The following is a 21,089-nucleotide window of genomic DNA, read 5'->3' as shown; positions in this document are numbered from 1 at the left end:
GAGAGAATTGACCGCGTGATCTCCCGAATCGATCTGCGCGGCGACGCCCTCCCCGAGGGCCCCGCACTGCGCGACCTGCTGCCCCGAGCCGACTTCGACGTCTCGGCCGCCCTGGAGAAGGTGCGTCCGATCTGCGAGGCCGTGCATCATCGGGGCGACGCGGCGCTGATCGACTTCGCCGAGCGGTTCGACGGAGTGCGGCTGGAATCCGTACGGGTCCCGGCCCGGGCGATCACCGAGGCGCTGGAGCAGCTCGACCCGGCCGTGCGCGCGGCCCTGGAGGAGTCCATCCGCCGCACCCGTCTCGTCCACCGCGAGCAGCGCCGTACGACGCACACGACCCAGGTCGTGCCCGGCGGATCGGTGACCGAGAAGTGGGTGCCGGTCGAGCGGGTCGGGCTGTACGCGCCCGGCGGCCGGTCGGTCTACCCGTCCTCCGTGATCATGAACGTGGTGCCCGCGCAGGAGGCCGGCGTCCCGTCCATCGCGCTCGCCTCCCCGGCACAGGCCGAGTTCGACGGCCTTCCGCACCCGACGATCCTCGCCGCCTGCGCGCTGCTCGGCGTCGACGAGGTCTACGCGGCCGGCGGCGCCACCGCCGTCGCGATGTTCGCGTACGGCACCGAGTCCTGCGCGCCCGCCGACATGGTCACCGGCCCCGGCAACATCTGGGTCGCCGCCGCCAAGCGCTACTTCACCGGCAAGATCGGCATCGACGCCGAGGCCGGCCCGACCGAGATCGCGGTCCTCGCCGACGACACGGCCGACCCGGTGCACGTGGCCGCCGACCTGATCAGCCAGGCCGAGCACGACCCGCTGGCCGCCGCCGTCCTGGTCACCGACTCCGTCGAGCTGGCGGACGCGGTGGAGAAGGAGCTTCAGCCGCAGGTCGCGGCCACCAAGCACATCGAGGACCGGATCGTCCCGGCGCTGGCCGGCCGGCAGTCGGCGATCGTGCTGGTCGACGGGGTGGAGGAAGGCCTCAAGGTGGTCGACGCGTACGGCGCCGAGCACCTGGAGATCCAGACGGCCGACGCCGCCGCCGTGGCCGACCGGGTGAGGAACGCGGGCGCGATCTTCATCGGGCCCTGGGCGCCGGTGTCCCTGGGCGACTACGCGGCCGGGTCCAACCACGTGCTCCCCACCGGCGGCTGCGCCTGCCACTCCTCCGGGCTGTCCGTGCAGTCCTTCCTGCGGGGCATCCACATCGTCGACTACACGCGGGACGCGCTGGCCGAGGTCGCGCACCACGTCGTGACGCTGGCGGAGGCGGAGGACCTGCCCGCGCACGGCGCGGCGATCAAGGCCCGGTTCGAGTGGAAGGTACCGGCGAGCAAGTGAACTTCGGAATCGACGACCTCCCCGTACGGGACGAACTGCGCGGCAAGTCCCCCTACGGCGCGCCCCAGCTGGACGTGCCGGTACGGCTGAACACGAACGAGAACCCCTACCCGCTGCCCGAGGCGCTGGTCGAGCGGATCGCCGAGCGGGTGCGCGAGGCCGCCCGGAACCTCAACCGCTACCCGGACCGGGACGCCGTGGAACTGCGCACCCGGCTCGCGCAGTACCTGACCGACACCTCCGGGTACGAGGTCGGCGTGGCCAACGTATGGGCCGCCAACGGCTCCAACGAGGTCCTCCAGCAGCTGCTGCAGACCTTCGGCGGGCCGGGCCGCAGCGCGATCGGCTTCGAGCCGTCGTACTCGATGCACGGGCTCATCTCACGCGGCACCGGAACCGGCTGGATCTCGGGTCCTCGGCGCGAGGACTTCACCATCGACCTCGCGGCCGCCGAGCAGGCGATCGCCGAGCACCGTCCGGACGTCGTCTTCATCACCACCCCCAACAACCCCACCGGCACCGCGGTCCCGGCCGAGACGGTCCTCGCGCTGTACGAGGCAGCGCAGGCCGCCAAGCCGTCGATGGTGGTGGTCGACGAGGCGTACATCGAGTTCAGCCACGGCGACTCGCTGCTGCCGCTGCTCGAAGGTCGGCCGAATCTCGTCGTCTCGCGCACGATGTCGAAGGCCTTCGGCGCGGCGGGACTGCGCCTCGGCTACCTCGCCGCACACCCGGCGGTGGTGGACGCCGTCCAGCTCGTCCGGCTGCCGTACCACCTCTCGGCCGTCACCCAGGCGACCGCCCTGGCCGCGCTGGAGCACACCGACACGCTGCTGAAGTACGTCGAGCAGCTGAAGTCGGAGCGGGACCGGCTGGTGAGCGAGCTGCGCGCGATCGGCTACGCGGTCACCGCGTCCGACGCCAACTTCGTGCAGTTCGGGCGGTTCGAAGACGCCCACGCGGTCTGGCAGCAGATCCTCGACCGGGGCGTCCTGGTCCGGGACAACGGTGTGCCCGGCTGGCTGCGGGTCACCGCAGGAACCCCCGAAGAGAACGACGCGTTCCTCGACGCGGTCCGTGAAGTCAAGAAGGAGCAGAGCGCATGAGCCGCGTAGGACGCATAGAGCGCACCACGAAGGAGACGTCGGTCCTCGTCGAGATCAATCTCGACGGCGCCGGCAAGGTCGATGTGTCGACCGGCGTCGGCTTCTACGACCACATGCTCGACCAGCTCGGCCGGCACGGTCTGTTCGACCTGACCGTCAAGACCGACGGCGATCTGCACATCGACTCCCACCACACCATCGAGGACACCGCCCTCGCGCTGGGCGCCGCCTTCAAGCAGGCCCTCGGCGACAAGGTGGGCATCTACCGCTTCGGCAACTGCACGGTCCCGCTGGACGAGTCCCTCGCCCAGGTCACCGTCGACCTCTCCGGCCGCCCGTACCTCGTGCACACCGAGCCCGAGAACATGGCGCCGATGATCGGCGAGTACGACACCACGATGACCCGGCACATCCTGGAGTCCTTCGTCGCCCAGGCGCAGATCGCGCTGCACGTGCACGTGCCCTACGGACGCAACGCGCACCACATCGTGGAGTGCCAGTTCAAGGCGCTGGCCCGAGCCCTGCGCTACGCCTCCGAGCGCGACCCGCGCGCGGCCGGCATCCTTCCCTCCACGAAGGGCGCGCTCTAAGCCATGACCGGACTGTCGACCATCCTGATCGTCGTCGGCCTCTTCCTGGCCGGCGGCATCTACTCCTTCGTCAAGCAGCAGATGCCGAAGAGCCTGATCGTGCTGCTCTCGATCGGCGCGACGATGTGTCTCGTCGCCGGCGTCATGAGGCTGGAGGTGTGGAATTGAGCCAAGGCACCGCCTCCAAGAAGGTCGTCGTCTTCGACTACGGCTTCGGCAACGTCCGCTCCGCCGAGCGCGCCCTCGCGCGCACCGGGGCCGAGGTCGAGATCACGCGTGACTTCGACACGGCCATGAACGCCGACGGGCTGCTGGTGCCGGGCGTCGGCGCCTTCGCCGCCTGCATGAAGGGCCTCAGGGAGGCCCGCGGCGACTGGATCATCGACCGCCGGCTGTCCGGCGGGCGCCCGGTGATGGGCATCTGCGTCGGCATGCAGATCCTGTTCGCGCGCGGCATCGAGCACGGTGTGCAGACCGAGGGCCTGGACGAATGGCCCGGCACCGTCGGCCCGCTCCAGGCCGACATCGTGCCCCACATGGGCTGGAACACCGTGGACACGCCGGACGGCTCCGAGCTCTTCGCCGGGCTGGACGCGGACGCGCGCTTCTACTTCGTGCACTCCTACGCCGTCCACGACTGGTCCCTGGAAGTGCTGAACCCGGCCATACGCGCCCCCAAGGTGACCTGGTCGACGCACGGCAAGCCGTTCGTGGCCGCCGTGGAGAACGGCGCTCTGTGGGCCACGCAGTTCCACCCCGAGAAGTCCGGCGACGCCGGCGCCCAGCTCCTCACCAACTGGATCGGAACACTGTGAGCAAGCTCGAACTCCTCCCCGCCGTCGACGTCCGCGACGGCCAGGCCGTCCGTCTCGTGCACGGCGAGTCGGGCACCGAGACCTCCTACGGCTCCCCGCTCGAGGCCGCCCTCGCCTGGCAGCGCTCGGGCGCCGAGTGGCTGCACCTGGTCGACCTGGACGCCGCGTTCGGCACCGGCGACAACCGGGCGCTGATCGCCGAGGTCGCGAAGGCGATGGACATCAAGGTGGAGCTGTCCGGCGGCATCCGCGACGACGACACCCTGGCCGCCGCCCTCGCCACCGGCTGCACGCGCGTCAACCTGGGCACGGCCGCCCTGGAGACGCCCGACTGGGTCGCCAAGGTCATCGCCGAGCACGGCGACAAGATCGCGGTGGGCCTGGACGTGCGGGGCACGACGCTGCGCGGCCGCGGCTGGACCCGGGACGGCGGCGACCTCTACGAGACGCTGGAGCGCCTCAACGGCGAGGGCTGCGCACGGTACGTCGTCACCGACATCGCCAAGGACGGCACGCTGCAGGGCCCGAACCTGGAGCTGCTGCGCAACGTCTGCGCGGCGACGGACCGGCCGGTCGTGGCGTCGGGCGGCGTGTCGTCCCTCGACGACCTCCGCGCCATCGCCGAGCTGGTGCCGCTCGGCGTCGAGGGCTCCATCGTCGGCAAGGCGCTCTACGCGAAGGCGTTCACCCTGGAAGAGGCGCTGGAGGCGGTGGCCCGGTGAGCGATCTGCGACGCGTCTCGACCGGCGCGCCCTGGGAGGACGCCTTCGGCTACTCCCGCGCGGTGGAGCTGCCGAACGGCCTGGTGCTGGTCTCCGGCTGCACCTCGATAGTGGACGGCCAGATCGCCGGCGGCGGCCCCTACGAGCAGACGGTCAACGCCTTCAACGTCGCGTTCGCGGCGCTGGGGCAGCTGGGCCTCGGCAGCGGCGACGTCGTGCGCACGCGCATGTACCTCACCCACGCCCGGGACGTGGAGGAGGTCGGCCGCGCCCACAAGGAGCTGTTCGACGCCGTCCGGCCCGCCGCGTCCATGATCATCGTCTCCGGCCTCGTGGACCCGAGTCTGGTCGTCGAGGTCGAGGTGGAGGCGTTCCGAGGGGAGTCCGCACCATGAGCCTCGCCGTACGAGTCATCCCCTGCCTGGACGTGGACAACGGCCGGGTCGTCAAGGGCGTCAACTTCCAGAACCTGCGCGACGCGGGCGACCCCGTCGAGATGGCCAAGGTGTACGACGCCGAGGGCGCCGACGAGCTGACGTTCCTGGACATCACCGCCTCGTCGGGCAACCGCGAGACGACCTACGACGTGGTGCGCCGCACCGCCGAGCAGGTCTTCATCCCACTGACCGTCGGCGGCGGCGTACGCGCTCCCGAGGACGTCGACAAGCTGCTGCGCGCGGGCGCCGACAAGGTGGGCGTGAACACCGCGGCCATCGCCCGACCCGAGCTGATCAAGGAGATCGCCGAGCGGTTCGGCAGCCAGGTCCTGGTGCTGTCGGTGGACGCGCGCCGGACCGAGTCCGGGTCCTTCGAGGTCACCACCCACGGGGGACGGCGCGGAACCGGCATCGACGCGGTCGAGTGGGCGCACCGGGCCGCCGAGCTGGGCGCCGGGGAGATCCTGCTCAACTCGATGGACGCGGACGGGACGAAAGACGGGTACGACATCGAGATGATCGAGGCTGTGCGCAAGCATGTGCGGGTGCCGTTGATCGCCAGTGGGGGAGCGGGGCGCCTTGCCGACTTTCCGCCGGCTGTCGCGGCGGGTGCGGATGCCGTTCTGGCCGCCTCTGTCTTCCACTTCGGGGATCTTCGGATCGGGCAGGTGAAGGATGCGTTGCGTGCGGCCGGGCGTCCGGTTCGGTGAGTGCGTAGTTCTTTGCAGTTCTTTGTAGCTCTTCGGCCGCGGGGCGGTGGGGGCTTGCCGCGCAGTTCCCCGCGCCCCTGAAGGGGCGCGTCTCAGAGGCCCAACTGCTTTGATGCGTGGAGCTTGGCGATCGCGTCCTTGTCGCCCTCCAGGTCCACGTCCGCGGCGTTCTGGCGGCCGTATGCGAAAAGCAGCAGCTCCGAAGGCTCGCCTGTCACCGTGACGACCGGCGTGCCCCGGTTGGCGACCGCCGTACGGCCGTCCGCGCGGCGCAGGACCAGACCCGTGGGGGCGCTGCGGCCCGTCAGGCGCGCGGTGCGCTCCAGGCGGGACCACAGCGCGTCCTGGAACACCGGGTCGAGCTCGCGCGGCGTCCAGTCGGGCCGGGCGCGGCGGACGTCCTCGGTGTGGACGTAGAACTCGATCGTGTTCGACGCCTCGTCCAGCTGCTTGAGCTGGAAGGGGGAGAAGCGCGGCGGACCCGTGCGGATCAGCTGGAGGAGCTCCTCGTACGGCTTGGCGGCGAACTCCTCCATCACCTTGTCCAGGCGGGACGCGAGCTGCTTGATCAGGATGCCCCCGGCGGCGTCCGGGCGGCGCTCGCGCACCACCACGTGCGCCGCCAGATCCCGGGTCTGCCAGCCCTCGCAGAGGGTCGGCGCCTCGGGACCCGAGGTCTCCAAGAGGTCGGCGAGCAGGAGCCGTTCACGCTTGGCGAAAGTCGACATGGTGTCAGCCTACGACCGCGTACGAGGTCCGCCCACCCGTCGCCCGACCAATCGGTGGACACCGCACCGTCACTGTCAGTGGCGCGCGGCACAATGGCAGGCATGACCAGCACGCCCCCGCCCAGCACCCTCGACCCCGAGATCGCCGCGCGCCTCAAGCGCAGCGCCGACGGGCTCGTCCCCGCCATCGCCCAGCAGTACGACACCGGTGAGGTGCTCATGCTCGGCTGGATGGACGACGAGGCGCTGCACCGCACGCTCACCACCGGCCGCTGCACCTACTGGTCGCGCAGCCGCCGGGAGTACTGGGTCAAGGGCGACACCTCCGGCCACTACCAGTGGGTCAAGTCGGTCGCCCTCGACTGCGACGCCGACACCGTGCTGGTCAAGGTCGACCAGGTCGGCGCCGCCTGCCACACCGGCGCGCGCACCTGCTTCGACGCCGATGTGCTCCTCAAGGACGCCGAGGGCGCCGATTCCGGCGTACCGGCCTCGGATCAGTAAGGTCAGCCGCCATGGACCTCGAGACGTTCCGCAAGCTGGCCACCGACCGTCGGGTCATCCCGGTCACCCGCAAGCTCCTCGCCGACGGCGACACCCCGGTCGCGCTCTACCGCAAGCTCGCCGCCGAGCGCACCGGCACCTTCCTGCTGGAGTCCGCGGAGAACGGCCGCTCCTGGTCCCGGTACTCCTTCGTGGGCGTCCGCGCCTCGGCCACGCTCACCGCGCTGGACGGACAGGCCCACTGGCTCGGCACCCCGCCCGTCGGCGTCCCCGTCGACGGCGACCCGCTCGCCGCGCTGCGCGCCACCATCGAGGCCCTGCACACCCCCCACCAGGAGGGCATGCCGCCCTTCACCGGAGGCATGGTCGGCTACCTCGGCTACGACATCGTCCGCCGCCTGGAGAAGATCGGCCCCGGCGAGCGGGACGACCTGCGACTCCCCGAGCTGACCATGCTCCTGACCAGCGATCTCGCCGTCATGGACCACTGGGAGGGCTCCGTCCTGCTGATCGCCAACGCGATCAACCACAACGACCTCGACACCGGCGTGGACGAGTCGTACGCGGACGCGACGGCCCGGCTCGACGCCATGGAGGCCGACCTCGCCCGCCCGGTCGCCCAGCCGCCCGCCGTCCTGCCCCCCTCCGAACTCCCCGAGTACACCGCCCGGTGGGGCGGCCCCGACTTCCAGGAAGCCGTCGAGGACGTCAAGGAGCGCATCCGCGCGGGCGAGGCCTTCCAGGTCGTCCCCTCGCAGCGCTTCGAGACGGCGTGCACGGCGAGCGCGCTGGACGTGTACCGGGTGCTGCGCGCCACCAACCCCTCCCCGTACATGTACCTGTTCCGCTTCGAGGGCTTCGACGTCGTGGGCTCCTCCCCGGAGGCCCTGGTCAAGGTCGAGGACGGCCACGCCCTGGTCCACCCCATCGCCGGCACCCGGCACCGGGGCGCCACCCCGCAGGAGGACCAGGCCCTCGCCGACGAACTGCTCGCCGACCCCAAGGAACGCGCCGAGCACCTCATGCTCGTCGACCTGGGCCGCAACGACCTGGGCCGGGTCTGCGAGCCGGGCTCGGTCGAGGTCGTCGACTTCATGTCCATCGAGCGGTACTCGCACGTGATGCACATCGTCTCCACGGTCACCGGCAAGGTCGCGACCGGCCGCACCGCGTTCGACGTCCTCACCGCCTGCTTCCCCGCCGGCACCCTCTCCGGCGCCCCCAAGCCGCGCGCCATGCAGATCATCGACGAACTGGAGCCCTCCCGACGCGGCCTGTACGGCGGCTGCGTGGGCTACCTGGACTTCGCGGGCGACTCCGACACCGCCATCGCCATCCGCACGGCCCTGCTGCGCGACGGCACCGCCTACGTCCAGGCCGGCGCGGGCATCGTCGCCGACTCCGACCCGGTCGCCGAGGACCAGGAGTGCCGCAACAAGGCGGCGGCCGTACTGCGCGCGGTCCACACCGCCAACCGGCTCGCCGGATAGCCGCCGTCGGGACAGTGGGGCGCGTATCACGTGAACCCCGGGTGCCGGTTCGCCCGGGGTTCAGGCGATAGTGGGGTACGTGACTGCTGCTGTTCCGCACCCCCGTTCCGAAACCGCCTCCGCCCGGTCGGGCCGACTGAGCCTCGCCGTCGCCCTGCTGTGCGGTGCGCTGGGCGCGGCCGTGGCCCTGCTCTCCACCCGGCAGCGCTGGTCGGAGGGCACGGCGACGGTCGCCGGCGGCGCCTTCCCGCTGACCGCCAAGGGCAGCGACGTCACGGGCGTGCCCGCGGCGCTCGCCATAGTGGGCCTCGCCGCGCTCGTCGCCGTCTTCGCCGTCCGCCGGGCCGGACGGTTCGCGGTCTCCGCCCTGCTCGCGCTCTCCGGCGCCGGGATCATGACCGCCGCGCTGCTCGGCGCCACCGACGGCGCCGCCCTCGACGAACAGGCCGCCAAGACCTCCGGCGACACCTCGGCCACCGTCGCCTCCTTCACCCACACCGCCTGGCCCTACGCCGCGGCCGTGGGCGGCGCCCTGATCCTCCTGGCCGGCCTGCTCGCCCTGCGCTACGGCCGGCTGTGGCCCGCCATGTCCGGCCGCTACGAGCGCGACGGCACCCCGCGCCCCCGGCGCGCGGCCCGGCCCGTCGACCCCGACCGGCCCGAGGACATGTGGAAGGCCCTGGACCGCGGCGAGGACCCGACGGGCATGGATCCGGCCTGATCCGGCCTGATCACCTCTCCCGACCACTCCGTACCTCTCCGGCGTCGGTTCTCGATGTGGTGAATCAGACGTGATCGATGACCACCCCCGCGTCCCGTACGCGTGCGCGTACGGGACAATGGACGATGAGCGTCCGGCTCGGACGGACACAGAGACAGCACTGAGGAGCAAGACATGGCGGGCAGCAGCCACGGACACACCCCGGCCGCCTGGACCGGTGTCACCATCGCCATCATCGGGTTCACCGTCGCCGGCGCGTTCATGGTGATGGCCGAGCCGCTCGGCTTCTGGGCCGGCATGGCGATCGTGGCTCTCGCCGGTGTCGTCGGCATGGCGATGCGCGCGGCGGGCCTCGGCCAGCCGCGGACCGCGCACCCGGTGCACCGGGTCGCGGCGACCCCGGCGGCCACCGCGACCCGTGAGCCGGCGAGCGTCGAGGGCTGAGTCTCCCGCGACTTCGTGAGGGGCGGCCGGTGCGCAACCGGCCGCCCCTCACGCGCGCACGGCGCACCGGCGGGGCACAATGCGAGGCGTGAACGCCGACAGCCAGCGGGTGACGTCCACGGCCCCGGGACGACTGGCCGTGCCCGCCGGGATCCTCGCGGCCGTCGCCGGGGCCTTCGCCTACGTCGGGGCCGTCGACCCCAACGAGCCCGGCCACTATCCCGCCTGCCCCCTGCTGCGCTACACGGGCCTGTACTGCCCCGGCTGCGGCGGCCTGCGCAGCGCGCACGCCGTCGTGCACGGCGACTTCCAGGCCGCCCTCCAGGACAACGCGCTCGCCGTCCTGGCCTACCTGGGCTTCGCGGTCCTGTGGACCGTCTGGGTGGTCCGCGCGGCCCGTGGACGACCGGTGCGCGTCGACCTCACCTCGGTGCAGCTCTGGGCGGCGGGCGCGTTGCTGCTGGTCTTCACGGTTGTCCGGAACCTGCCGGTCGGTGGCTGGCTACACCCTTGATCAACAGGCGGACGTCCAGGTACTGGGACCGCCGTCAACCGGATGTGAGGCCTTCGCCTTCCTCCGGATACCATCGTAGTGACCACCTTTTTCGCTGGTCGCTGGAACTGTCACCCGTCTCTCAGCTGGAAGGGGGCCGCTCGCGTGAGTGTGCTCGACGAGATCATCGACGGAGTCCGTGCCGACCTCGCGGAGCGGCAGGCGCGCGTCAGCCTCGACGAGCTCAAGGAGCGCGCGGCGAAGGCCCCCGCGGCCAAGGACGGGGTCGCCGCCCTCCGCGGCGACGGCGTCAAGGTCATCTGCGAGGTCAAGCGCTCCAGCCCGTCCAAGGGCGCGCTGGCGGCGATCGCCGACCCGGCCGGCCTCGCCGCGGACTACGAGGCGGGCGGCGCGGCCGTCATCTCCGTCCTCACCGAACAGCGCCGCTTCGGCGGCTCGCTGGCCGACCTGGAGGCCGTCCGCGCCCGCGTGGACATCCCGGTCCTGCGCAAGGACTTCATCGTCACCTCGTACCAGCTGTGGGAGGCCCGCGCGTACGGCGCCGACCTCGCCCTGCTGATCGTGGCCGCCCTCGAACAGTCGGCCCTGGAGTCGCTGATCGAGCGTGCCGTCTCCATCGGCCTGACCCCGCTCGTCGAGGTCCACGACGAGGACGAGGTGGAGCGCGCGGTCGACGCGGGCGCGAAGGTGATCGGCGTCAACGCACGCAACCTGAAGACCCTCGAGGTCGACCGGGGCACCTTCGAACGCGTCGCTCCCGAGATCCCGGCCCACATCGTCAAGATCGCCGAGTCCGGCGTCCGAGGCCCGCACGACCTCATCGCCTACGCCAACGCCGGCGCCGACGCGGTCCTGGTCGGCGAGTCCCTGGTGACGGGCCGCGACCCGAAGACGGCGGTGGCCGACCTGGTCGCGGCGGGCGAACACCCGGCACTGCGACACGGCCGCAGTTGATCTTTCGATAGGCTTGCCCCGATGACGCTCACGACGACCACCACGGACCGGTACGCCCGCCTCGCGCGCGGCTGCCGCCCTCGTGGTTGCCGCGCGCCCGCACGCAGGGTGCACGGCCGTCGCGTGCGCTACGTCATCGGAGACGAACCTGGCCAGGTGAACGGCATGCGATGGCAGCGCCCCGTCAGGGGCGCGGGGCTCCATTTGATGTGCGGCTACCGCCGCGCGGGCGCGACCAGTCACAACGGTCTCGCAGTCAACTGATCATCCCTGCCCCCACGGCGATCAGTGCTGTCAAACACCACTCACCGTGAGGTTCACTCATGCCCAGCGAGTTCTTCATTCCCGACCCCCAGGGTCAAGTCCCCGACACCGAGGGCTACTTCGGCGCGTTCGGCGGCAAGTTCATCCCGGAGGCCCTCGTCGCCGCCGTCGACGAGGTCGCCGTCGAGTACGACAAGGCCAAGCACGACCCCGAGTTTGCGCGCGAGCTCGAGGACCTGCTGGTCCACTACACCGGCCGCCCCTCGCAGCTCACCGAGGTCCGCCGGTTCGCCGCGGAAGCGGGCGGCGCCCGGGTGTTCCTCAAGCGCGAGGACCTCAACCACACCGGCTCCCACAAGATCAACAACGTGCTCGGCCAGGCGCTGCTCACCAAGCGCATGGGCAAGACACGCGTGATCGCCGAGACCGGCGCGGGCCAGCACGGCGTGGCCACGGCCACCGCCTGCGCCCTGTTCGGCCTCGACTGCACGATCTACATGGGCGAGATCGACACCCAGCGCCAGGCCCTCAACGTGGCCCGTATGCGCATGCTGGGCGCCGAGGTCGTGGCCGTGAAGTCCGGCAGCCGTACGCTGAAGGACGCCATCAACGAGGCCTTCCGCGACTGGGTCGCCAACGTCGACCGCACCCACTACCTGTTCGGCACGGTCGCGGGCCCGCACCCCTTCCCGGCGATGGTCCGCGACTTCCACCGTGTCATCGGGGTCGAGGCCCGCCGCCAGATCCTGGAGCGCGCGGGACGACTGCCCGACGCGGCCGTCGCCTGTGTCGGCGGCGGCTCCAACGCCATCGGTCTCTTCCACGCGTTCATCCCGGACGCCGATGTCCGGCTGATCGGCTGCGAGCCGGCCGGCCACGGCATCGAGACCGGCGAGCACGCGGCCACCCTCACCGCCGGCGAGCCCGGCATCCTGCACGGCTCCCGCTCCTACGTCCTGCAGGACGACGAGGGCCAGATCACCGAGCCGTACTCCATCTCGGCCGGTCTGGACTACCCGGGCATCGGCCCCGAGCACTCCTACCTCAAGGACAGCGGCCGCGGCGAGTACCGCGCGGTCACCGACGACGCGGCCATGCAGGCGCTGCGTCTGCTGTCGCGCACCGAGGGCATCATCCCGGCCATCGAGAGCGCGCATGCGCTGGCCGGGGCCCTGGAGGTCGGCAGGGAGCTCGGCAAGGACGGGCTGATCATCGTCAACCTGTCCGGCCGCGGCGACAAGGACATGGACACGGCCGCCCGCTACTTCGGGCTGTACGACACCGACGCCGAGGTCGCCGCCAACGCGGCCGACACCGCCGAGATCGAGGGGGACGCCAAGTGAGCGGCAACATCCAACTGCTGTCGGACACCCTCGCCGCCGCCAAGGCGGACGGCCGTGCCGCGCTCATCGCCTACCTCCCGGCCGGGTTCCCGACCGTGGACGGCGGCATCGAGGCGATCAAGGCCGTCCTCGACGGCGGCGCGGACGTGGTCGAGGTCGGGCTGCCGCACAGCGACCCCGTCCTCGACGGCCCGGTCATCCAGACCGCCGACGACATCGCCCTGCGCGGCGGAGTGCGCATCGCCGACGTCATGCGGACGGTCCGGGAGGCGTACGAGGCCACCGGGAAGCCGGTGCTCGTCATGACGTACTGGAACCCCATCGACCGCTACGGCGTCGAGCGTTTCACCGCCGAGCTGGCCGAGGCGGGCGGGGCGGGCTGCATCCTGCCCGACCTGCCGGTCCAGGAGGCGGCGCTGTGGAGGGAGCACGCCGAGAAGCACGGCCTCGCGACGGTCTTCGTCGTGGCGCCGAGCAGCAAGGACGCACGGCTCGCGCAGATCACCGAGGCGGGCAGCGGCTTCGTCTACGCCGCCTCGCTTATGGGCGTCACCGGCACCCGTGAGTCGGTCGGCGCACAGGCCCAGGACCTGGTCGAGCGGACCCGGGCCACCGGCACCGGCCTGCCCGTCTGCGTCGGGCTCGGTGTCTCCGACGCCCGGCAGGCCGCCGAGGTCGCGGGCTTCGCCGACGGCGTGATCGTCGGCTCGGCCTTCGTCAAGCGGATGCTGGACGCGCCGGACGACGCGGCCGGCGTCGAGGCGGTCCGCGCGCTCGCGGGCGAGCTGGCGAAGGGCGTGCGCGGACAGGCGTGAGCCGTCGGGCGTGAGCCGTCAGGTGTGACGGGAGGCTCGGTCACCCGAACGGGTGGACCTGGGGTCGGGGAGGCGCAATGCGCCTCCCCGGTTCGTTCTGGGGGTGTGAGCGAGAAGAATCGTGACGGAAAGCGCACTGCCCGGGAGCGGCTGGCGGCGGAGCGCGACAAGCAGAAGGCCGCCGAGCGGCGTCGGCGCACACTGATCGTCAGCGCGAGCGTGGTCTGTGTGCTGGGGCTGGCCGCGGTGATCGGCGTCGTCGCCGCGAACTCCGGCAAGGACGACACCAGCGACAAGGCGGGCCCGGTCGTGGCGCCCTCGGGCGCGCAGGGTGAGGACGCGCTCGCGATCCCCGTCGGCAAGGACACCGCCAAGTCCACGCTCACGGTGTGGGAGGACTTCCGCTGCCCGGCCTGCAAGGCCTTCGAGTCGGCGTACCGACCCACAATCCATGAGCTGGCGGAGGCCGGAAAGCTCAAGGTCGAGTACCACCTGGCCACCCTCATCGACGGGAACATGGGCGGCAGCGGCTCCCGCAACGCGGCCAACGCGGCGGCCTGCGCCCAGGACGTCGGAAAGTTCACCGCCTACCACGACGTGCTGTTCGAGAACCAGCCGGAAGAAACGAAGGACGCCTACGCCGAGAACAGCAGACTCATCGAGCTCGCGGCCAAGGTCGACGGTCTCGACACGCCCGCGTTTCGCACGTGTGTCGAGGACGGCACGCACGGCAGCTGGGTCGACAAGTCCAACCAGGCCTTCCAGAACGGCCACTTCGGCGGTACCCCGACCGTGTTGTTCAACGGCAAGAACATCTACCAGGACCAGTCGATGACCCCGGCGAAGCTGAAGCAGATGGTGGAGGACGCAGACCAGGGGTGACCGAGCGGTGGGTCCTTTTCACACCTGCCCGTTATGGAGCCGTTGCCGGGCTGCCTGCCGTCGGCCCGGTCCGGCAAGGTAGCGTCGACCCTGCCATGAACCTTGCCTACATTCCCAGCCCGTCGCACGGAGTGCTGTACCTCGGCCCCGTTCCGCTGCGCGGCTACGCGTTCTGCATCATCATCGGCGTCTTCGTCGCGGTCTGGCTCGGCAACAGGCGTTGGCTCGCCCGGGGCGGGCGGGCCGGCACGGTGGCCGACATCTCGGTCTGGGCGGTGCCCTTCGGACTGGTGGGCGGCCGGCTCTACCACGTGATCACGGACTACGAGCTGTACTTCAGCGAGGGCCGTGACTGGGTGGACGCCTTCAAGGTGTGGGAGGGCGGCCTCGGCATTTGGGGCGCGATCTCGCTCGGTGCGGTGGGCGCATGGATCGGCTGCCGTCGTCGGGGCATCGCACTGCCCGCGTACGCGGACGCCATCGCGCCCGGCATCGCCCTCGCACAGGCCATCGGCCGCTGGGGCAACTGGTTCAACCAGGAGCTGTACGGCAAGGAGACCGACCTCCCCTGGGCCCTGCACATCACGTCCTCCGCGGACGGCCGGGTGCCGGGCTACTACCACCCGACGTTCCTGTACGAGTCGCTGTGGTGCATCGGCGTCGCGCTCCTCGTCATCTGGGCCGACCGCCGCTTCAAGCTGGGCCACGGCCGGGCGTTCGCCCTGTACGTCGCCGGGTACTGCGCGGGCCGCGCGTGGATCGAGAACATGCGCGTCGACGACGCCCACCACATCCTCGGTCTGCGGCTCAACGTGTGGACCGCGCTGATCGTGTTCCTGCTCGCGGTGACGTACATCGTGATCTCGGCGAAGAAGCGGCCGGGGCGCGAAGCGGTGGTCGAGCCGGGCGCGGAGGTCTCCGACACCGAGGCGGAATCCGACGGCGACGGCGACGGCGAGGGCAAGTCGGAGGACGCGGCCAAGGACGAGGCCAAGGCCGAGGCCGACGGCACCGACGTCGAGGCCGAAGCCAAGGACGATTCCGAGACGAAGGTCGAGGCGAAGGTCGAGACCGATGCCGAGGCCGAGTCCGACGGTGTTGACGTGAAGAAGGACGAAGCCGAGTCGGCCGGTAAGAAGAGCTGACGGCTGGTCGTACGACGACGAGGGCGCCCGGGGTCTGCCGGGCGCCCTCGTCGTATGTGCGGGGGAGCTACGTCCTGCGGGCCAGTGACAGCGTGCGGTGGGCCGTGGCCACCACGGCCGCGTCGATGAAGCGGCCGTCCGGGAGGGCCTGGGCGCCCTGGTCGGTGGCCGCCGCCTTGACGATCGTCTCGGCGTCCTCCAGCTCCTGCTGGGTGGGCAGGTAGGCCCGTTCGATGATCGGGAGCTGGCGGGGGTGGATGGCGGCGCGGCCCAGGAAGCCGAGGGTGCGGCCGTGGGCGCAGCTGGTGGCCAGGCCGTCCAGGTCGCGGATGTCGGGGTGGACCGACTGGGGTGGGGGCGCGAGGCCGGCGGCCCGGGCGGCGACGACCACGCGGGAGCGGGACCAGTCGAGGCCCGCGTCCTCGCGGACGCCCAGGTCGGCCCGGAGGTCCGCCTCGCCGAGGGCGATGCCGCGCAGGGAGGGGTGGGCGGACGCGATGGCGTAGGCGTGTTCGATGCCGAGGGCTGTTTCCAGCAGGGCGTGGAGCGGGGTGGCTCCGGCCTCGGCGCGGGGCGCGGTCTCGGCGACCCGGGTGATCTGGTGCGGGGAGGTCACCTTGGGCAGGCGCAGGCCGGAGACCCCGGGGAGGGCGGCCATCGTGCGGACGTCCGCGGAGGCGAACGGGGTGTCCAGGGCGTTCACCCGGACATGGACCGGGACCGGCTGGGGTTCGGACAGGCGTTCGGCGGTGGCCGTGCGGGCGTACTCCTTACGGTCGGGGGCGACCGCGTCCTCCAGGTCGATGATGACGACGTCGGCGCCGCAGGCAAGGGCCTTGGTGACGGTCTTCGGGTGATCGCCGGGTACGTAGAGCCAGGTCAGAGGGGGTGCCGTCATAGGGCGCCCTCGGTGCGCAGGGCGGTCAGCTCGGTCGGTGTGAGGCCCAGTTCGGTCAGCACCGTCTCGGTGTCGGCGCCGTGCGGGCGGCCGGTCCAGCGGATCGCGCCGGGGGTCGAGGAGAGCCGGAAGAGGACGTTCTGCATGCGGATCCGGCCCAGCTCTGGGTCGTCCACCGCGGTGATGGTGTCGAGGGCCTGGTACTGGGGGTCCGTCATCACGTCCCGTACGTCCTGGATCGGGGCGATCGCGGCCTCGGCCTTCTCGAAGGCGGCGAGGACGTCGGTGCGGGTGCGGGCGGCGATCCAGGTCCCGACCGCCTCGTCGAGGACGTCGGCGTGGGCGGCCCGGTCCGCGCCGGTCGCGAACCAGGGCTCGTCGATCAGCTCGGGGCGGCCGACCAGCCGCAGCACCCGCTCCGCGACCGACTGGGCCGAGGTGGAGACGGCGACCCAACTGCCGTCGGCCGTGCGGTAGGTGTTGCGCGGGGCGTTGTTGGCGGACCGGTTGCCGGTGCGGGCCTGGACGTATCCCAGCTGGTCGTACCAGAGGGGCTGGGGGCCGAGGACGGTCAGGATGGGCTCGATGATCGCCATGTCGACGACCTGGCCCTCGCCGGTGCGCTCGCGTGCGGCGAGGGCCGTCATGACGGCGTAGGCGGTGGCCAGGCCCGCGATCGAGTCGGCCAGGCCGAACGGCGGGAGGGTGGGGGAGGCGTCCGGTTCTCCGGTGATCGCGGCGAATCCGCTCATCGCCTCGGCGAGGGTGCCGAAGCCGGGGCGGTGCGCGTAGGGGCCGAACTGGCCGAAGGCCGTGACACGGGCGAGGACCAGGCGGGGATTGGCCGCGGACAGTTCCTCCCAGCCGAGGTCCCACTTCTCCAGGGTGCCGGGGCGGAAGTTCTCGATGATCACGTCTGCGGTGGCGGCGAGCCGCAGGAGGGTGGCGCGGCCGCCGGGTCGGGAGAGGTTCAGGGTGATCGTGCGCTTGTTGCGGCCGAGGAGCTTCCACCACAGGCCCACCCCGTCCTTGGACGGGCCGTGGCCTCGGGACGGGTCGGGCCGGGTGGGGTGCTCGACCTTGATGACCTCCGCGCCGAAGTCGCCGAGCATGGTGGCGGCGAGGGGGCCGGCGAAGAGGGTGGCGAGGTCGAGGACGCGCACGCCGTGCAGGGGAGTCGTCTTCTCGGGCGTGGTCTTCTCGGCTGTGGTTTCCGCGGTGGCGGTCTTCTCGGTCATGACGCGTACTGCGTCTCGATCTCGGAGCGGTACGGCATCGAGGCGGAAGCGCCCGGCCGTTGGACCGACAGCGCGGCCGCGGCGGCCGCCCACGCCAGTGCCTCCCGCACGGGGAGTTCCTCGCCGAGCGCGACCGCGAGGGCGCCGACGAAGGTGTCGCCCGCGCCGGTCGAGTCCACGGCGGTGACGCGCGGGGCGGGGACGGTCAGCGGTTCGGCGCCCCGCGCCGCGTACAGGCTGCCGGCCGAGCCCAGGGTGATGACCACCTCGGGCACGCTGTCCAGCAGGGCGGCGGCCGCCTCGCGCGGGTCGGTGCGGCCGGTGAGCGTGGCCGCCTCGTGCTCGTTGGGGACCAACAGGTCGGTAGCGGCGAGGAGTTCGGGCGGGAGGGGCTGGGCGGGGGCCGGGGTGAGGATCGTCCGGACGCCGTGGGCGCGGGCCGCCCGGGCTCCGGCCACGACCGCGGCCAGGGGGACCTCGAGTTGCAGCAGGAGGGCGTCGGCGGAGGAGATGAGGACTTCGTCGCCGGGGACGAGATGGTCGACGGTGCCGTTCGCGCCGGGGACGACGACGATCGCGTTGCCGCCCTCGTCGTCCACGACGATGTGCGCGGTGCCGGAGGGGCGCTCGACGGTGCGCAGGTGGTCGGTGTTGACACCGGAGTGTTCCAGGGTGGAGCGCAGGCGGGTGCCGAAGGCGTCGTTGCCGACCGCGCCGATCATCGAGACGACGGCGCCCGCGTGGGCCGCGGCGATCGCCTGGTTGGCGCCCTTGCCGCCCGGAATCGTCCGGAACTCCCGTCCGGTCACGGTCTCCCCGCGCTGCGGGGGCTTCTCGACATAGGCGACGAGGTCCATGTTCGTGCTGCCGAGCACGACGATGTCGGTCATGGCTGGGAAGCCTCCCGGTGGGTGAGGGACCAGGTGAGGTGGGCCAGGGCGTCGAAGCCGACGCCGTTGAAGTCGGCGACGGAGGTGGCCAGCCGGTTCTTGAGGGGAGCCGTCCACCGCTCGGGGAGGGCGGCCGGGTCGCCGGTGAGGAGGGCGGCGATGCCGCCGGCCGTCGCGCCGTTGGAGTCGGTGTCCCAACCCCCGGACACCGCACGGCAGATGGAGCCGGTGAAGTCGCCGTCCGCGTGGGTGAGGGCGGCGGCGATCAACGCGGTGTTGGGGACGGCGTGCACCCAGTGGGCCGTCTTGTGGGCGGCGTGGAGTTCGTCGACGACCGTGTCGAAGTCGGGGTGTTCCTCGGCGAGCCGGACGGCGTGCGTGACGGCCCGGGCGAGGCGGGACCGGGGCGGTACGACGCTCAGGCCGGTGCGCAGACAGGCGTGGACGTCGTGGGCGCCGGTCGCTGCCGTGGCGACGGCGGCCGCCGTGAACATCGCCGCGTAGACGCCGTTGGCGGTGTGGGTGAGAACGGCGTCGCGGTGGGCCTGTTCGGCCGCGGCGGCCGGGTCGCCGGGGTTGGTCCAGCCGTGGACGTCGGCGCGGATCAGCGCGCCGATCCATTCGCGGAAGGGGTTGCGGTGGCGGGCGGTCTGCGGGGGCTCGATGCCGCAGAGGAGGTTGCGGTAGGCGACGCGTTCGGCGGTGAAGGTGCGGCCCGCCGGGAGTTCGTCCAGCCAGAGCCGGGCCACGTCCGCGGTGGTGAAGTGCCTGCCGTGACGCTTGAGCAGGAGGAGGTTGAGGAGGGGGTAGTTGAGGTCGTCGTCCTCGGGCATGCCGTCGATGTTCTCGGCGAGGGAGGTGGGCGCCGAGCGTCGGTTCCAGGGGTGGGCGTCGAGAAGCGGCCGAGGGACCCCTCTCGCGGTGAAGTAGGAGTTCAGGGGCCAGTTGCCGGTGGCGCGGGCGAGGTCGCGGATGGCGTCGAGGGGGAGTTTCTCGACGGGCTTGCCGAGCAGACAGCCGACGGCCCGGCCCAGCCAGGCGGCTTCCAGGCGGGACCGGGAGGGCGCGGGGGAGGGGGAACCGCTGCCGCTGGGCCACTGCGGGCACAGGGCCTTGATCCGTTCCGCTTCGGTCGGCTCGTCCTCCGCCGATCTGCTGGGCAGATCCGCCAGTTCGTCCAGCAGGTCTTCCGCGAGGAGACGCAGATAGCGTGAGGCGCGATGGGGGGACGCCCCCGCTCGGGCCGGTGCCTCGCAGCCTCCCGCCGCCTTCCAGCGTGCGGCGATCGCCCACGGCTCGCGGCCGTCCTCGGCGGCCTGGCGCAGTTCGTGGCCGAGGAGGTCCTCCGGCTGGACCCAGGTCAGTCGGAGCATCGCGGGCCTCCGAGGGCGAGGAACGCCCGCTCGTGGCCGCGGCGGCGCTCGGCGTCGCGGTCGAAGACCTCGCGGGCGACCTCGGTGAGCGTCGCCGCCGGCTGCCAGAGGTCGAGCCGGCTGGCCTCGGCGACCTGCTTCGACCAGTCCTCCGGGACCGGCGAGCCGAGGGCGCCGGCCATCGCCCCCGCCATCGTCGCGATCGAGTCGCAGTCGCGGCCGTAGTTCACGGAACCGAGGACCGCCTGCCGGTAGTCGCCGTCCGCGATCAGCAACATGCCCAGGGCGACGGGGAGTTCCTCGATCGCGTGCACGCGGGACGGGCGGCGGGCGGCCAGGGAGGGCCGACGGTAGTCGGGGCCCACCGTGTCGTACGGCGCCACCGCCTCCCGTAGCGGGACGAGCGCGGACTCGAAGTCGGTGTGGCGGGCCGCCGTTTCGCAGACCTTCTCGATCGCGGTGCGGGTGCCGTCCTTCGCCAGGGCCAGGCAGGCCGTCACGACCGACCGCGCGGTCGCGCCGGGAGCGCACGCGGCCGCCACCCCCGCCGCGAAGACGCCCGCCGCCTCGCGGCCGTACGACGACTGGTGGGCGCCCGCGATGTCCAGCGCCTCGGCGTACGCGCCCGCCGGATCGGCCGCGTTGACCAGGCCCACGGGAGCCATGTACATCGCCGCACCGCAGTTGACGATGTTGCCGACGCCGGCCTCACGGGGGTCGGCATGGCCGTAGTGAACTCTTGTCACCAGCCATTTCTCCGCCAGGAAGATCCGCTGGAGGGGGAGTGCCTCCGCCTCCAGCTCCGGGATCCAGCGGGGTGTCGTCATCAGGTCCGGGACCAGGTGGTCGGCGATCGCGTAGGCGTCCAGGTGGTCGCGGACCGTGGCATAGACCCTGATCAGCGCGTGGGTCATCAAGGTGTCGTCGGTGACGTGGCCGTCGCCCTTGTGGTACGGGGCGATGGGGCGGGCGGTGCGCCAGTCGTCGCCGTTCCAGGGGCCGACGACGCCGTGGACGCGGCCGCCGTGCCGTTCGACGATCTGCTCCGGGGAGTAGCCCTCGACGGGGCCGCCGAGGGCGTCGCCGACGGCCGCGCCCACCAGGGCGCCGGTGATGCGCTCTGCGAGGGTTGCGCCGTCGCTTTCTTGCGGTTTGGGGCTCATGC

At 72.0% G+C, this 21,089-nt stretch carries 25 protein-coding genes; 19 read left to right on the top strand and 6 right to left on the bottom strand.

The features are described 5' to 3' along the window. The first annotated feature begins 15 nt into the window (after window positions 1-15). The 8 genes from hisD to hisF are packed head-to-tail and all read left to right on the top strand — an operon-like array spanning window position 16 to window position 5,721. On the top strand, window positions 16-1,341 hold the full coding sequence (gene hisD / locus ACWD4O_RS06385; protein WP_451277980.1) for a histidinol dehydrogenase: 1,326 nt from the start codon (window positions 16-18) through the stop codon (window positions 1,339-1,341). Further along, window positions 1,338-2,447 carry a histidinol-phosphate transaminase gene (locus tag ACWD4O_RS06380; protein ID WP_451277978.1) on the top strand — a complete coding sequence of 370 codons (1,110 nt, stop codon included), beginning with the start codon at window positions 1,338-1,340 and terminating at the stop codon, window positions 2,445-2,447. The genes hisD and ACWD4O_RS06380 overlap by 4 nt, the downstream gene beginning before the upstream one ends. After that, complete coding sequence (gene hisB, locus ACWD4O_RS06375; RefSeq protein ID WP_351910966.1) at window positions 2,444-3,037, top strand: imidazoleglycerol-phosphate dehydratase HisB; 594 nt, start codon at window positions 2,444-2,446, stop codon at window positions 3,035-3,037. Before ACWD4O_RS06380 ends, hisB begins: the two co-directional genes overlap by 4 nt. 3 nt (window positions 3,038-3,040) lie before the next feature. Further along, on the top strand, window positions 3,041-3,205 hold the full coding sequence (locus tag ACWD4O_RS06370; protein ID WP_351910965.1) for a hypothetical protein: 165 nt from the start codon (window positions 3,041-3,043) through the stop codon (window positions 3,203-3,205). After that, window positions 3,202-3,852 (top strand): imidazole glycerol phosphate synthase subunit HisH, encoded by a 651-nt coding sequence (hisH, locus tag ACWD4O_RS06365; protein WP_451277976.1) that lies wholly within the window; start codon window positions 3,202-3,204, stop codon window positions 3,850-3,852. The genes ACWD4O_RS06370 and hisH overlap by 4 nt, the downstream gene beginning before the upstream one ends. Next, on the top strand, window positions 3,849-4,574 hold the full coding sequence (gene priA, locus ACWD4O_RS06360; RefSeq protein WP_451277974.1) for a bifunctional 1-(5-phosphoribosyl)-5-((5-phosphoribosylamino)methylideneamino)imidazole-4-carboxamide isomerase/phosphoribosylanthranilate isomerase PriA: 726 nt from the start codon (window positions 3,849-3,851) through the stop codon (window positions 4,572-4,574). Before hisH ends, priA begins: the two co-directional genes overlap by 4 nt. Further along, complete coding sequence (locus ACWD4O_RS06355) at window positions 4,571-4,969, top strand: RidA family protein (RefSeq protein WP_451277972.1); 399 nt, start codon at window positions 4,571-4,573, stop codon at window positions 4,967-4,969. The genes priA and ACWD4O_RS06355 overlap by 4 nt, the downstream gene beginning before the upstream one ends. Then, the gene (gene hisF / locus ACWD4O_RS06350) at window positions 4,966-5,721 is read left to right on the top strand and encodes an imidazole glycerol phosphate synthase subunit HisF (protein ID WP_451277970.1); all 756 of its coding nucleotides are present in this window, start codon (window positions 4,966-4,968) and stop codon (window positions 5,719-5,721) included. Before ACWD4O_RS06355 ends, hisF begins: the two co-directional genes overlap by 4 nt. 92 nt (window positions 5,722-5,813) lie before the next feature. On the opposite strand, the gene ACWD4O_RS06345 is transcribed toward hisF, so the two are convergent. Continuing rightward, window positions 5,814-6,449 (bottom strand): TIGR03085 family metal-binding protein, encoded by a 636-nt coding sequence (locus ACWD4O_RS06345; protein WP_451277968.1) that lies wholly within the window; start codon window positions 6,447-6,449, stop codon window positions 5,814-5,816. 102 nt (window positions 6,450-6,551) lie between these two features. On the opposite strand from ACWD4O_RS06345, the gene hisI reads away from it, so the two are divergent. The 11 genes from hisI (at window position 6,552) to lgt (ending at window position 15,525) form a co-directional block, all read left to right on the top strand. Next, entirely contained in the window at window positions 6,552-6,953 is a 402-nt protein-coding gene (hisI, locus tag ACWD4O_RS06340) for a phosphoribosyl-AMP cyclohydrolase (protein WP_451277966.1), read from the top strand. Window positions 6,954-6,964: 11 nt separating this feature from the next. Then, complete coding sequence (locus ACWD4O_RS06335; RefSeq protein WP_451277964.1) at window positions 6,965-8,443, top strand: anthranilate synthase component I; 1,479 nt, start codon at window positions 6,965-6,967, stop codon at window positions 8,441-8,443. 70 nt (window positions 8,444-8,513) lie between these two features. Continuing rightward, window positions 8,514-9,164, top strand: a complete 651-nt coding sequence (locus tag ACWD4O_RS06330) for a TIGR02234 family membrane protein (protein ID WP_451277962.1) — start codon at window positions 8,514-8,516, stop codon at window positions 9,162-9,164. A gap of 174 nt (window positions 9,165-9,338) precedes the next feature. Further along, window positions 9,339-9,608, top strand: a complete 270-nt coding sequence (locus ACWD4O_RS06325) for an HGxxPAAW family protein (protein WP_351910956.1) — start codon at window positions 9,339-9,341, stop codon at window positions 9,606-9,608. A 79-nt stretch (window positions 9,609-9,687) separates the two neighbouring features. Next, the gene (locus ACWD4O_RS06320) at window positions 9,688-10,122 is read left to right on the top strand and encodes a DUF2752 domain-containing protein (RefSeq protein ID WP_451277960.1); all 435 of its coding nucleotides are present in this window, start codon (window positions 9,688-9,690) and stop codon (window positions 10,120-10,122) included. A gap of 144 nt (window positions 10,123-10,266) precedes the next feature. Continuing rightward, window positions 10,267-11,076 (top strand): indole-3-glycerol phosphate synthase TrpC, encoded by an 810-nt coding sequence (gene trpC / locus ACWD4O_RS06315; protein WP_450946660.1) that lies wholly within the window; start codon window positions 10,267-10,269, stop codon window positions 11,074-11,076. Window positions 11,077-11,097: 21 nt separating this feature from the next. Further along, complete coding sequence (trpM, locus tag ACWD4O_RS06310) at window positions 11,098-11,340, top strand: tryptophan biosynthesis modulator TrpM (RefSeq protein WP_451277958.1); 243 nt, start codon at window positions 11,098-11,100, stop codon at window positions 11,338-11,340. A 59-nt stretch (window positions 11,341-11,399) separates the two neighbouring features. Beyond that, a complete protein-coding gene (gene trpB / locus ACWD4O_RS06305) occupies window positions 11,400-12,683 on the top strand; it encodes a tryptophan synthase subunit beta (RefSeq protein ID WP_451277956.1) in 1,284 nt (427 codons plus the stop codon). Then, window positions 12,680-13,498, top strand: coding sequence for a tryptophan synthase subunit alpha (gene trpA / locus ACWD4O_RS06300; protein WP_451277954.1), 819 nt, complete (start codon window positions 12,680-12,682; stop codon window positions 13,496-13,498). The genes trpB and trpA overlap by 4 nt, the downstream gene beginning before the upstream one ends. Before the next feature lie 105 nt (window positions 13,499-13,603). After that, on the top strand, window positions 13,604-14,380 hold the full coding sequence (locus ACWD4O_RS06295; protein WP_451277952.1) for a thioredoxin domain-containing protein: 777 nt from the start codon (window positions 13,604-13,606) through the stop codon (window positions 14,378-14,380). 95 nt (window positions 14,381-14,475) lie between these two features. After that, window positions 14,476-15,525 (top strand): prolipoprotein diacylglyceryl transferase, encoded by a 1,050-nt coding sequence (gene lgt / locus ACWD4O_RS06290; RefSeq protein ID WP_451277950.1) that lies wholly within the window; start codon window positions 14,476-14,478, stop codon window positions 15,523-15,525. 67 nt (window positions 15,526-15,592) lie between these two features. Here lgt and ACWD4O_RS06285 read toward each other — a convergent pair whose 3' ends face one another. The 5 genes from ACWD4O_RS06285 to ACWD4O_RS06265 are packed head-to-tail and all read right to left on the bottom strand — an operon-like array spanning window position 15,593 to window position 21,087. Beyond that, window positions 15,593-16,423 (bottom strand): HpcH/HpaI aldolase/citrate lyase family protein, encoded by an 831-nt coding sequence (locus ACWD4O_RS06285; RefSeq protein WP_451277948.1) that lies wholly within the window; start codon window positions 16,421-16,423, stop codon window positions 15,593-15,595. Beyond that, window positions 16,420-17,661, bottom strand: coding sequence for a CaiB/BaiF CoA transferase family protein (locus ACWD4O_RS06280; protein ID WP_451277946.1), 1,242 nt, complete (start codon window positions 17,659-17,661; stop codon window positions 16,420-16,422). Before ACWD4O_RS06280 ends, ACWD4O_RS06285 begins: the two co-directional genes overlap by 4 nt. Then, complete coding sequence (gene rbsK, locus ACWD4O_RS06275) at window positions 17,658-18,551, bottom strand: ribokinase (RefSeq protein ID WP_451277944.1); 894 nt, start codon at window positions 18,549-18,551, stop codon at window positions 17,658-17,660. Before rbsK ends, ACWD4O_RS06280 begins: the two co-directional genes overlap by 4 nt. Beyond that, window positions 18,548-19,924, bottom strand: coding sequence for an ADP-ribosylglycohydrolase family protein (locus ACWD4O_RS06270; protein ID WP_451277942.1), 1,377 nt, complete (start codon window positions 19,922-19,924; stop codon window positions 18,548-18,550). The genes rbsK and ACWD4O_RS06270 overlap by 4 nt, the downstream gene beginning before the upstream one ends. After that, window positions 19,912-21,087: an ADP-ribosylglycohydrolase family protein gene (locus ACWD4O_RS06265; RefSeq protein WP_451277940.1), complete on the bottom strand. Its 1,176-nt coding sequence runs from the start codon at window positions 21,085-21,087 to the stop codon at window positions 19,912-19,914. Before ACWD4O_RS06265 ends, ACWD4O_RS06270 begins: the two co-directional genes overlap by 13 nt. Window positions 21,088-21,089: the final 2 nt, after the last annotated feature.

The sequence above is a fragment of the Streptomyces sp. NPDC002623 genome, from assembly GCF_053592635.1.
The sequence above is the reverse complement of the archived record's forward strand: the minus strand, read 5'-3'. Positions and strand labels throughout refer to the sequence as shown.

What these genes read in the sequence shown, in the direction of transcription:
- hisB (WP_351910966.1), top strand. Translation starts at nt 2,444, where the DNA reads ATGAGCCGCGTAGGACGCATAGAGCGCACCACGAAGGAGACGTCGGTC.
- ACWD4O_RS06370 (WP_351910965.1), top strand. Translation starts at nt 3,041, where the DNA reads ATGACCGGACTGTCGACCATCCTGATCGTCGTCGGCCTCTTCCTGGCC.
- hisF (WP_451277970.1), top strand. Translation starts at nt 4,966, where the DNA reads ATGAGCCTCGCCGTACGAGTCATCCCCTGCCTGGACGTGGACAACGGC.
- ACWD4O_RS06345 (WP_451277968.1), bottom strand. Translation starts at nt 6,449, where the DNA reads ATGTCGACTTTCGCCAAGCGTGAACGGCTCCTGCTCGCCGACCTCTTG.
- hisI (WP_451277966.1), top strand. Translation starts at nt 6,552, where the DNA reads ATGACCAGCACGCCCCCGCCCAGCACCCTCGACCCCGAGATCGCCGCG.
- ACWD4O_RS06335 (WP_451277964.1), top strand. Translation starts at nt 6,965, where the DNA reads ATGGACCTCGAGACGTTCCGCAAGCTGGCCACCGACCGTCGGGTCATC.
- ACWD4O_RS06325 (WP_351910956.1), top strand. Translation starts at nt 9,339, where the DNA reads ATGGCGGGCAGCAGCCACGGACACACCCCGGCCGCCTGGACCGGTGTC.
- ACWD4O_RS06320 (WP_451277960.1), top strand. Translation starts at nt 9,688, where the DNA reads ATGCGAGGCGTGAACGCCGACAGCCAGCGGGTGACGTCCACGGCCCCG.
- trpM (WP_451277958.1), top strand. Translation starts at nt 11,098, where the DNA reads ATGACGCTCACGACGACCACCACGGACCGGTACGCCCGCCTCGCGCGC.
- trpB (WP_451277956.1), top strand. Translation starts at nt 11,400, where the DNA reads ATGCCCAGCGAGTTCTTCATTCCCGACCCCCAGGGTCAAGTCCCCGAC.
- lgt (WP_451277950.1), top strand. Translation starts at nt 14,476, where the DNA reads ATGAACCTTGCCTACATTCCCAGCCCGTCGCACGGAGTGCTGTACCTC.
- ACWD4O_RS06285 (WP_451277948.1), bottom strand. Translation starts at nt 16,423, where the DNA reads ATGACGGCACCCCCTCTGACCTGGCTCTACGTACCCGGCGATCACCCG.
- ACWD4O_RS06280 (WP_451277946.1), bottom strand. Translation starts at nt 17,661, where the DNA reads ATGACCGAGAAGACCGCCACCGCGGAAACCACAGCCGAGAAGACCACG.
- rbsK (WP_451277944.1), bottom strand. Translation starts at nt 18,551, where the DNA reads ATGACCGACATCGTCGTGCTCGGCAGCACGAACATGGACCTCGTCGCC.
- ACWD4O_RS06270 (WP_451277942.1), bottom strand. Translation starts at nt 19,924, where the DNA reads ATGCTCCGACTGACCTGGGTCCAGCCGGAGGACCTCCTCGGCCACGAA.
- ACWD4O_RS06265 (WP_451277940.1), bottom strand. Translation starts at nt 21,087, where the DNA reads ATGAGCCCCAAACCGCAAGAAAGCGACGGCGCAACCCTCGCAGAGCGC.